8 protein-coding genes and 1 pseudogene are annotated in these 9,956 nt (G+C 71.9%); 6 read left to right on the top strand and 3 right to left on the bottom strand.

Features of this window, described 5'->3' with window-relative positions:
• Positions 1-462, bottom strand: a pseudogene (locus VF612_RS04535) (hypothetical protein); the annotation flags it as partial.
• Between the two features lie 18 nt (positions 463-480).
• Here VF612_RS04535 and VF612_RS04530 point away from each other — a divergent pair.
• From VF612_RS04530 to VF612_RS04520, 3 genes are all read left to right on the top strand, one after another.
• Entirely contained in the window at positions 481-1,647 is a 1,167-nt protein-coding gene (locus tag VF612_RS04530) for an FtsW/RodA/SpoVE family cell cycle protein (protein WP_408658657.1), read from the top strand.
• Positions 1,648-1,733: 86 nt separating this feature from the next.
• Positions 1,734-3,215 carry a DUF1800 domain-containing protein gene (locus tag VF612_RS04525; RefSeq protein WP_408658656.1) on the top strand — a complete coding sequence of 494 codons (1,482 nt, stop codon included), beginning with the start codon at positions 1,734-1,736 and terminating at the stop codon, positions 3,213-3,215.
• A gap of 62 nt (positions 3,216-3,277) precedes the next feature.
• A complete protein-coding gene (locus VF612_RS04520) occupies positions 3,278-4,612 on the top strand; it encodes a DUF1501 domain-containing protein (protein WP_408658655.1) in 1,335 nt (444 codons plus the stop codon).
• 88 nt (positions 4,613-4,700) lie between these two features.
• Here the strand turns inward: VF612_RS04520 and VF612_RS04515 are convergent, their stop codons facing one another.
• A complete protein-coding gene (locus VF612_RS04515) occupies positions 4,701-5,717 on the bottom strand; it encodes an EamA family transporter (RefSeq protein WP_408658654.1) in 1,017 nt (338 codons plus the stop codon).
• A 126-nt stretch (positions 5,718-5,843) separates the two neighbouring features.
• On the opposite strand from VF612_RS04515, the gene VF612_RS04510 reads away from it, so the two are divergent.
• Positions 5,844-6,410, top strand: coding sequence for a CGNR zinc finger domain-containing protein (locus tag VF612_RS04510; RefSeq protein ID WP_408658653.1), 567 nt, complete (start codon positions 5,844-5,846; stop codon positions 6,408-6,410).
• Between the two features lie 25 nt (positions 6,411-6,435).
• Here VF612_RS04510 and VF612_RS04505 read toward each other — a convergent pair whose 3' ends face one another.
• A complete protein-coding gene (locus VF612_RS04505; RefSeq protein ID WP_408658658.1) occupies positions 6,436-7,311 on the bottom strand; it encodes a hypothetical protein in 876 nt (291 codons plus the stop codon).
• A 275-nt stretch (positions 7,312-7,586) separates the two neighbouring features.
• Between VF612_RS04505 and VF612_RS04500 the strand changes: the two genes are divergently transcribed.
• Together VF612_RS04500 and VF612_RS04495 are read left to right on the top strand one after the other, a co-directional pair.
• Complete coding sequence (locus VF612_RS04500) at positions 7,587-9,560, top strand: TIGR03960 family B12-binding radical SAM protein (protein ID WP_408658652.1); 1,974 nt, start codon at positions 7,587-7,589, stop codon at positions 9,558-9,560.
• 7 nt (positions 9,561-9,567) lie between these two features.
• A partial coding sequence (locus VF612_RS04495) for a TIGR03936 family radical SAM-associated protein (protein WP_408658651.1) occupies positions 9,568-9,956 on the top strand: 389 nt, incomplete at its 3' end.

Raw genomic sequence — 9,956 nt, 5'->3', positions numbered from 1 at the left:
CCGGTTCGTGGTGGTGGGCATGGTGGAGCAGGCCGGGACCGGGTCCTCGGCGGCCGCGCCCATGGTGCGCAAGGTGTACGAGGGCCTGCTCGGGGCGTACGGCTCGCCGATCGTGCCGGGCGCGGTTCCGGCCAGCAAGCTGCCGACGGTGACCAGCCGGACCCCGGTGGCCCACTCGGCGCCGGGGCTGCCGAAGATCACCAGCTCCGCGAGCAGCTCCAAGTCCGGCTCCCCCTCCGCGAGCGGCTCCAGGTCCGCGAGCGGCTCTCCCTCCGCGACCGGTTCTCCCTCCGCGAGCGGCTCCTTGTCCGCCACCGGTTCTAAGTCCGCCACCGGCTCCTTGTCCGCCACCGGCTCCAAGTCCGCAAGCAGCTCACCGTCCGCGAGCCGCTCGCCGACCCGTCCGGCCGCCGTTCCGAGCGGCTCAGCGGCGCCGACCCCGAGCGGCTCGGCCAGCACCACCCGCCGGACGGCCGGCCGATGACCGGGCTGGTGATGCCGGCCCGGTGGCCGCTGCGGGCGCTGGCCGATTCGCGCCGGCTGCGCTCCTACGACATCGTGCTGCTGGTCGCCGCGCTGCTGCTGTGCCTGATCGGGGCGTTGCTGGTCTGGTCGGCGACCCGGACCCGGATGCAGCTGGCCGATGCCAACCCGCAGACCTACCTGGCCAAGCACCTGCTCAACACCGCGCTCGGCGCGGTGCTGCTGTTCTGCGCCGCCCGGGTGGATTCCCGGGTGCTGCGGCTGATCGGGCCGTTGCTCTACCTGGCCAGCATCGTCGGGCTGCTCGCGGTGTTCGTGATCGGCTCCACCATCAACGGCGCCCATGCCTGGATCGTGGTCGGCGGCGGCTTCGAGGTCCAGCCGTCCGAGTTCGCCAAGCTGGGCCTGATCGCGGCGCTGGCGGTGCTGTTCGGCCAGCACAGCGCGCGGCGGGCGGCGGGCACCCCGCCCGGTGTCCGGGAGCTGGGTCTGGCGCTGGCGTTGCTGGCCCTGCCGCTGGTCCTGATCATGCTGCAGCCAGACCTCGGCTCGGCCCTGGTGCTGACCGCGGCCACCTTCGGGGTGCTGATCGCGGCGGGCGTCCGGGCCCGCTGGCTGATCGGGCTGATGGCCCTGGGTGTGCTGGCCGCGGTGCTGGCCATCCAGGCCGGCGCGCTGGCCGATTACCAGCTCGCCCGGTTCGCCGCCTTCACCGATCCCGGCCGGGACCCGCAGGGGATCGCCTACAACATCAACCAGGCGCACATAGCCATCGCGCACGGCGGGCTGTTCGGCCAGGGGCTGTTCCGGGGCGCGCAGACCCGCGGCGCGTTCGTGCCCGAGCAGCAGACCGACTTCGTCTACTCGGTGGCCGGCGAGGAGCTGGGCTTCGCCGGCGCCGCGCTGATCATCGCGCTGTTCGCCGTCCTGCTCTGGCGCGGCCTGCGGATCGCCACCGCGGCGACCGGCAGCTCGCGGCTGGTGGCCGCCGGGATCGTCTGCTGGCTCGGCTTCCAGGCGTTCCAGAACATGGGGATGAACCTCGGGCTGACCCCGGTGACCGGGCTTCCGTTGCCGTTCGTGTCCTACGGGGGATCGTCGATGTTCGCCCAGGGGCTGGCCCTCGGACTTCTCCAGGCAATTCATCGCAGATCGGCATCTTGAACGAGTTTTCGCGTTTTAGCACCTCACGATGACTTCACATGATTCACTCTCCGTAAGAACGCCCGTTACGGAGAGTGAGAGATCAGGTGACCACCACCTTCTGGCCCACCATCGCGGACGCGGTGCGGAACACCGTGCCCACCGCGCGGGCGCCGTTGGCCTGGCAGCCGGCCTGCCTGCTGATGTCGCGGTTCGGCTTCGGCATCGAGACCAAGACCCAAGCCGACATCACCCACTACGGCCTGGACGGCTGGTGGAAGTTCCAGCTGGCCTTCAGCCGCGGCGCCGGAGCCGGCTACGCCGGGCATGCCGGGGTCGCCGCCCAGGGCCCGCTGCTGACCCAGAGCCCGGCCCAGGTGCGGGCGTGGCTGGCGGCCAACGGCAACGAGTACGGCTGGGAGGCGATGGACCAGCTGACCCGGGTCACCCTCGGCCTGCAGGCCTGGAGCCGCGGCCAGGTGTACGAGACCGCGGTCGACTTCTTCGCCAACCACCTCAACGTCGCCAACCACAGCGACGGCGTCTGGACGACCCGGCACACCATGGACCGGGACGTGATCCGCAAGCACGCGCTGGGCAGCTACGAGAACATGCTGCTGGCCTCGGCACGGAACCCGGCGATGTTGCGCTACCTGAGCCTGGCCTCCTCCACCAAGAGCGCGATCAACGAGAACCACGGCCGTGAGCTGCTGGAGCTGCACACCGTCGGCATCGGCAACTACACCGAGGCCGACGTGCAGAACTCCGCGCGGATCCTGACCGGCCGCTCGCTGGACGCCGACTTCAACTACCTCTACAAGCCCGAGAAGCACTGGGTCGGCCCGATCAAGGTGATGGGCTTCAGCCATCCCAACGACTCCGCGGCCACCGGCGAGGCCGCCGGCGACGCCTACCTGCGCTACCTGGCCCGCCACCCGGCGACCGCCAAGCGGCTGGCCCAGAAGCTGTGCGTCCACTACGTCTCGGACAACCCGTCGCCGACCCTGGTCGCAGCGGTCGCCAAGATCTACCTGCAGACCGGCACCCAGATCGCGCCGATGCTGCTGGCGATCCTGCGCTCGACCGAGTTCTGGGCCAGCCGCGGCGCCAAGGTCCGCCGGCCGGCGGAGAACCTGATCGCGACGGTGCGGGTGCTGGGAGTGGGGCCGGGGACGCTGAGCAGGTCCTTGCAGCACCTGCACTGGATGAGCTCCTCGGTCGGGCAGGTGCCGCTGGACTGGTCCCCGCCCAACGGCTACCCGGACGTGGCCAGCGCCTGGCGCTCGTCCGGCTCGTTGCTGAACCTGTGGTCCTACCATCGCGGCCTGGCCCAGAACTGGTACGACGGCTTCGCCCCGTTCGATCCCACCTCGCTCTACTTGGCGGTCAAGCCGAAGACCAGCGGCGAGGCGATCCACCAGCTGTGCGTCAGGGTGAGCGGAAGACGGTTCCCGACCGCCCACGTGGCGGCGCTGCAGACCTTCCTGGGCGAGCCGGCCAGCACTCCGATCGCCGCCTCCCGGCTGCGGTGGTACCTGCACCACCTCGTCCCGCTGATCCTCGACGCGCCCCAGCACGCGCTGCGATGACCGCCGACCCGCAGGACCGGCCGGCCCAGGGCCGCCCCGTGACCACCAACCGAGAGGACGTCATGACTCAGCCGCAGCAACCCGGCGTCGAGCACCCCGCCATCGAGCGGGTGCTGACCCGGCGGGCCGAGCAGGTCAGCGCCGAGCTGGCCGCCCAGGAGGCCGGCTGGGGACGGGGCTTCACCCGCCGCAGCTTCCTGGCCGGCGCCGGCATGGTCGGCGTCGCCGCGCTGGGCAGCCAGCTGGTCACCACCAAGGCTGCCTACGCCGCGACCGGGGTCAGCAACGGCAACACTCTGATCACCATCTTCCTGCGCGGCGCCGCCGACGGCCTGCGGATCCTGGTGCCGGCCTCGTCCGAGCTGGGCGTGGACTACCTGCGCACGGTCCGGGCCAAGCTGGTGCCGGACGCGGCGGGCCTGGCGCCGCTGACCGGCGCGCCCGGCTGGGCGCTGAACACCGCGCTCAACCCGCTGTTGCCGTTCTGGGGTACCGGCGAGCTGGCCTTCGTCCCCGCGGTGTCGGCCGCCGGGGTCACCCGCAGCCACTTCCAGGCGCAGCAGTGCCTGGAACGGGGCTCGGACACCGCGACCACCGGCTGGCTGGACCGCGCGCTGCAGCAGCTGGGCCCCGGCACCACCTTCCGGGCGGTCACCCAGGGCTCGGCGCTGCCGGCCGCGCTGACCGGCAACCAGACCAAGCTGGTGATGAGCTCGCTGAAGAACTTCAGCTTCCCCGGCTGGGACGGCGTCTCCGCGCAGAGCCAGACAGCGCTGCGGGCGCTGTACCGGGGCCTGCCCGGCCCGCTGGGCGTGGACGTCCCCACCACCCTGGCAGCGCTCGGCACCGCCGCCGCCGCCCGGGCCAAGGCCGGGCCGCAGAACGGCGCGGTCTATCCGAAGGGCAACTTCGGCACCGCGCTGGCCGACCTAGCCACCCTGCTGCGCGCCGAGGTGGGCATGCAGGTCGCCACCGTGGACGTCGGCGGCTGGGACACCCACACCGACGAGGCCAACCAGCTCGACCGCCAGCTCAGCTCGGCCGCCACGGCGCTGGCCGCGTTCCTGACCGACCTCGGCGCGGCGCGCCGCAAGCGGGTGACGGTGGTGGTGATGACCGAGTTCGGCCGCCGGGTGCAGATCAACGCCAACGGCGGCACCGACCACGGCCACGGCAGCGTGATGTGGCTGCTCGGCGGCGGGCTGGCCGGCGCGGGGGTGTACGGCAAGTGGACCCCGCTCTCGGCCGGGGTGCTGGATTCCGGCGACGTCCCGGCCCTGAACGGGGCCTTCGACGTGCTCGGCGAGGTGGCCCAGAAGCGGCTGGGGGTGGGCTCGCTGAGCGCGGTGTTCCCGGGGCGCACGTTCGCCCCGCTCGGACTGGCCAAGGTCGGCTGAAGGCAGCCAGCCGACCTTGGCCTTCCGGTCTGCCGGGTCGCGATCCGGGTTGCAAGGCAGTGATCGCCGGGCGGTTGCCAGGACGCGGCTAGCGACCGTCAGGCTCGGCGGCGACCAGCGGACTGCTCAGGCCGGCCTCCGAGCCGGCGGGCGGCGGGGCCACGTCCGTGCGCAAGTCGGTGCCCGGCTCGGCCGTGCGCAACTCGTCCCACTGCACCAGGGCGACCCCGCCGATGATGAACACGCCGCCGATGAGCTGCGGCAGGCCGGGCAGCTGGCCGAGCAGCAGCCAGGCGAACAGCACCGCGAACAGCACCTCGCTCAAGCCGAGGAAGGAGGCGAGCTTCGCCCCGAGCGTGCGGGCGGCGGTGATCCCGGCCACGTAGGCGAAGACCGCGGCCACCAGCGAGATTCCGAGAACGGGCACCAGCCAGCTCGTCCGGTGATCCAGGAAGACCACGTCCTTGGTGCTGGCGTGGATCGGCGCCACCCCGAGGATCCCGACGGCCAGCAGGCAGAGGCTGCCGACCGCCATGCCGACCCAGGCCATCACGATCGGGCGCAACGCGGTATCGGCCTGCGCCGACACCACGAAGTACACCGCCAGCCCGACCGCGGCGCCGAGCCCCCACAGCACGCCGATCGGGTCGAGGCGATGGCTGCCGGTCACGTTCAGCACCAGCGCCAGCCCCACCAGCGCGGCAGCGCCACCGGCCACCGTCAGCGGCCGCGGGCGGCGGCCGTGCCGTAGCCAGAGCCAGCCGACGACCAGCAGGATGCCGAGGTACTCCAGCAGCAGGGCCACCCCCACCGACAGCCGCGCGACCGCGTTGAAGTAGCACAGCTGCGCGCCTCCGATGGCGATCACGCCGTAACCGGCGATGCTGCGCCCCTCCCGGGCCAGCGCGCCGAACTGGCCGCGAAGCACGATCAGCGCCGGAATGGTGAGCACCACCGCGGCGACCAGCAGGCGGGCGGTCACCGCCGCGGCGGGGGACCAGCCGGAGTCGATCAGCGCGGTGGCGAAGGCCCCGGAGGTGCCGAAGGCGGCCGAGGACAGCAGCGCGAGGCCGAGGCCGGCGCGCTGCCGGTGTGCGAGGTGCATGGAACCGGTCCGTTCGTTGTCCACCGAGGTCCGTGACGAACGTCCCTGCGGCTGAGCTGGTGTAATAAGCAATCGGCGCTATGCTCATTACGTGCCACGCTAGTCGAGCGGCGGTAAGGAGTCAACATGGTTTTAGCCCATGACACAGAGCGGGCGCTGGCGGCTGCGGCGGGACTGGTGAACACCTCCCGCAACGGCGCGGATCAGCTCACCACCGTCGATGAGCTCGACGAGCTGGTCCGCACCTGGCAGTGGACGGGACCCCGGACCGGTGACCAGGCCGAGCTCGCCGCGGTGCGGGAGCTGCGACCGACCCTTGCCCGGTTCTGGTCTGCCGACAAGGACACCGTGGTCGACATCGTCAACCAGGTGCTGGCCGACCGCCGCGCGCTGCCGCAGCTGGTCAAGCACGACCAGTGGGACTACCACGTGCATGCCACCGCTCCGGACGCGCCGCTGGCAGACCGGATGGCTGTCGAGGCCGCCATGGCGATGGCCGACGTGATCCGGATCGACGAGCTCGGCCGGCTACGGGTATGCGGCGGCGATGACTGCGAGGACGTTTACGTCGACCTGTCGAAGAACCGCTCCCGCCGGTTCTGCGGCGCCGCCTGCGGCAATCGCGCCAACGTGGCCGCCTACCGGGCCCGCCGGGCTGAGCCGGTTGCCGGGGTAGGGCTGGGACTGCACTAGTTGCCGGGGTAGGGCTGGGACTGCGCTAGCGGTGGACCGGGCCGGTGTCGACCGCTTCGAACGCTGAGCCCGGCACCCTCTTGAGCTGATCGAGATCGGTGTCGTTCCAGCCGCTGTCGGTGGCGCCGGACAGGAACCAGTTCGAGCCGTTGTCGGCCACGAACATGCCGTACGTCTTGAGGCATTGCAGGATGACCCGGGCTGCGCCGTGGTACGGGCTCAGGTCGAAGGACGCCTTCAACCGGAACCGGGCGCCCATCGGGGCGACGTTCGGATCGGTGGTGGAGCCGGCCTGGTGGGTGGCCGGATTGATGTAGCCCCGCTGGGTGGTGGCGATGGTGAACCGCAGGGCGTGGTCGATGCGCCCGGACAGCACCTCGTCCCGGCGGACCAGGCCGGGCAGGATCGGCAGGCCGGCCGCATCGGCCGAGGTCCAGCCAGCCGGCCGCAGGGCGTTGGACCGCAGGTCGAAGACCGCGCCGGACCGGGCGGTCCAGCCGCTGCCGCTGCGGGCCGCCCCGTAGAGCTCGTAGAGATGGCAGTCGCCGGAGGCAACCAGCACGTGCGCGTCCCCGCCTGCCTCGATCCGGGCGCCGGACGGGATCGGGTACGGGCCGGGGTCGCTCTCATCCGCGTAGTCGGTGAAGCGGATGGCCACCTTCGGCTGGCTGGCCGGCACCACGCTGTAGGGAATGCCATAGGACGGATCGGAGCCGAAATCCGGGTGCAGGAACCGGCTGCCGCCGATGTTGGCCACCCAGGCTGCCGAGCGCGGGTTGAGCGGAGCGCTGGAGATGACGCGCCGCCACGGGTTGTCCGGCGGGAACAGCGGGCAGCCGGCGATGCTGGCCGAGCCGGTCAGCTGCGAGCGCACCAACGGCGACCGGCCGGGGCGAACCAGCACCGGCCGATCCGCCGAGTACCGGGTGCCGGCCGCCGCGAGCCGGACACCGCTGCTCGCCGGAGCGCTGCCGGCCGCCGCCGGAGCGCTGCCAGCCCCCCGAGCGCTGCCAGCCGCCGCCCCGGCGCTGCTGCCCGCCGCCACTGAGGTGGCCACCACAGCAAGCGCGAGGACGCATACCGTCACTCGCGATCGTGCTCGCACCGCGGCGGCTGGTCGCATGTCGCCATTATGTCGGGTTCGCGCCGGTCAGCCGGGCCGTATCATGAAAACTCGTGAGTAACAGTCCCGAGAACCTGTTCGATCGGCTCGAGCCCCTGCTGACCCAGGTGAGCAAGCCGATCCAGTACGTGGGCGGCGAGCTGAACGCCCGCACCAAGGACTGGGACTCGGCCAGCGTCCGGTGGGCGCTGATGTACCCCGACGCCTACGAGGTCGGCCTTCCCAACCAGGGCGTCCAGATCCTCTACGAGGTGCTCAACGAGCGCGCCGACGCCCTGGCCGAGCGCACCTACGCGGTGTGGCCGGACTTGGAGAGGTTGCTGCGCGAGCACGGCCTGCCCCAGTTCACGGTGGACGGCCACCGCCCGGTCGGCGCCTTCGACGTGCTGGGCATCTCGTTCTCCACCGAGCTCGGCTACACGAACATGCTGACCGCGCTGGATCTGGCCGGCATCCCGTTGCACGCCGCCGACCGGGACGACAGCCATCCGATCGTGCTGGCCGGCGGGCATGCCGCGTTCAACCCCGAGCCGATCGCCGACTTCGTGGACGCGGCGGTGCTCGGCGACGGCGAGCAGGTGGTCGGCGCAATCACCGACGTGATCGCCGCCTTCAAGGCCGAGGGGTCACCCGGCGGCCGGGACGAGCTGCTGACCCGGCTGGCCGAGACCGGCGGGGTGTACGTGCCGCGGTTCTACGACGTCCGTTACTTTCCCCTCGGGACCGAGGGCGGCGCTGCCGCCGGCCAGCTGGCCTCGGTGACCCCCAACCGGGACCGGGTCCCGGAGCGGGTCCGCAAGCACACCGTGATGGACCTCGACGCCTGGCCCTACCCCAAGACGCCCCTGGTGCCGCTGGCCGAGTCGGTGCACGAGCGGATGTCGGTGGAGATCTTCCGCGGCTGCACCCGCGGCTGCCGGTTCTGCCAGGCCGGCATGATCACCCGTCCGGTGCGGGAGCGCTCGATCGAGGGCATCGGGCAGATGGTCGAGTCCGGCCTGAACGCCACCGGCTTCGAAGAGGTCGGCCTGCTGTCGCTGTCCAGCGCCGACCATTCCGAGATCGCCCCGCTGGCCAAGCAACTGGCCGACCGGTACGCCGACTCGCGGGTGTCGCTGTCGCTGCCGTCCACCCGGGTGGATGCCTTCAACATCGACCTGGCCAACGAGTTCTCCCGCAACGGCCGGCGGTCCGGGCTGACCTTCGCGCCCGAGGGGGGCTCGGAGCGGCTGCGCCGGGTGATCAACAAGATGGTCAGCCACCAGGACCTGATCAACACCGTCACCGCCGCGTACTCCCAGGGCTGGCGGCAGGTGAAGCTCTACTTCATGTGCGGGCTGCCCACCGAGACCGACGAGGACGTGCTGGAGATCGCCACCATGGCCCAGGACGTCATCCGGGCCGGCAGGCAGGTCACCGGCTCGCGCGACATCAAGGCCACCGTGTCGATCGGCGGCTTCGTGCCCAAGCCGCACACCCCGTTCCAGTGGGCCGCGCAGGCCGCGCCCGAGGTGGTCGACGACCGGCTGCGCAAACTGCGCACGGCGATCAACTCCGACCGCTCGCTCGGACGCAACATCGGCATGCGCTATCACGACGGCCAGCCGTCGCTGATCGAGGGACTGCTCTCCCGCGGGGACCGCCGGGTCGGCGCCGTGATCGAGCGGGCCTGGCGGGACGGCGCCCGCTTCGACGGCTGGAGCGAGCACTTCTCCTACGCCCGGTGGATCGCCGCCGCCGAGGCGGAGCTGCCGCCGCGCGGGGCGTCCATCGACTTCTTCACCACCCGGGAGCGGTTCGCCGACGAGGTGCTGCCCTGGGACCACCTGGACTCGGGCCTGGACAAGCAGTGGCTCTGGGACGACTGGCAGGACGCCCTGACCGGCTACGAGCAGGACGACTGCCGGTGGACGCCGTGCTTCGACTGCGGCGTCTGCCCGACGATGGGCACTGACATCCAGATCGGGCCGACCGGCAGGACGCTGCTGCCGCTGGCGGTCAGGCCCGCCCCGGCCGGGCAGGACTGAGGGCGGCATGGCGCGCAGGCAACCCGAGGGGCCGGCGCACGTCCCACCGGTACAGCGGATCCGGCTGGAGTACGCCAAGCGCGGCCGGCTGAGGTTCTGCTCACATCGTGACTTCGCCCGGGCGTTCGAGCGCTCGCTGCGGCGGGCGGAGATCCCGATGGCGTACTCGGCGGGCTTCCACCCGCATCCGAAGATCAGCTATGTCGGCGCCGCGCCCACCGGGGTGGGCTCGGAGGCGGAGTACCTGGAGATCGCGCTGGCCCGCCGCTGCGAGCCGGAGTCGGTCCGCGCCGCGCTGGACGCCGTGCTGCCCGAGGGCCTCGACATCCTGCGGGCCGTCGATGTCGAGCACTGCCCGCCCGGCTCGCTGGCCGAGCAGATGCAGGCCTCGGTCTG

Source organism: Jatrophihabitans sp., assembly GCF_036388195.1.
In the GTDB taxonomy this organism is placed as follows: domain Bacteria; phylum Actinomycetota; class Actinomycetes; order Mycobacteriales; family Jatrophihabitantaceae; genus Jatrophihabitans_A.
Note: the sequence above shows the minus strand (reverse complement) of the source record. Positions and strands in the feature narration are given on the sequence as shown.

Excerpts from the sequence above, each read along its gene's own strand:
- VF612_RS04520 (WP_408658655.1), top strand. The coding sequence starts at position 3,278 with ATGACTCAGCCGCAGCAACCCGGCGTCGAGCACCCCGCCATCGAGCGG.
- VF612_RS04510 (WP_408658653.1), top strand. The coding sequence starts at position 5,844 with ATGGTTTTAGCCCATGACACAGAGCGGGCGCTGGCGGCTGCGGCGGGA.
- VF612_RS04530 (WP_408658657.1), top strand. The coding sequence starts at position 481 with ATGACCGGGCTGGTGATGCCGGCCCGGTGGCCGCTGCGGGCGCTGGCC.
- VF612_RS04515 (WP_408658654.1), bottom strand. The coding sequence starts at position 5,717 with ATGCACCTCGCACACCGGCAGCGCGCCGGCCTCGGCCTCGCGCTGCTG.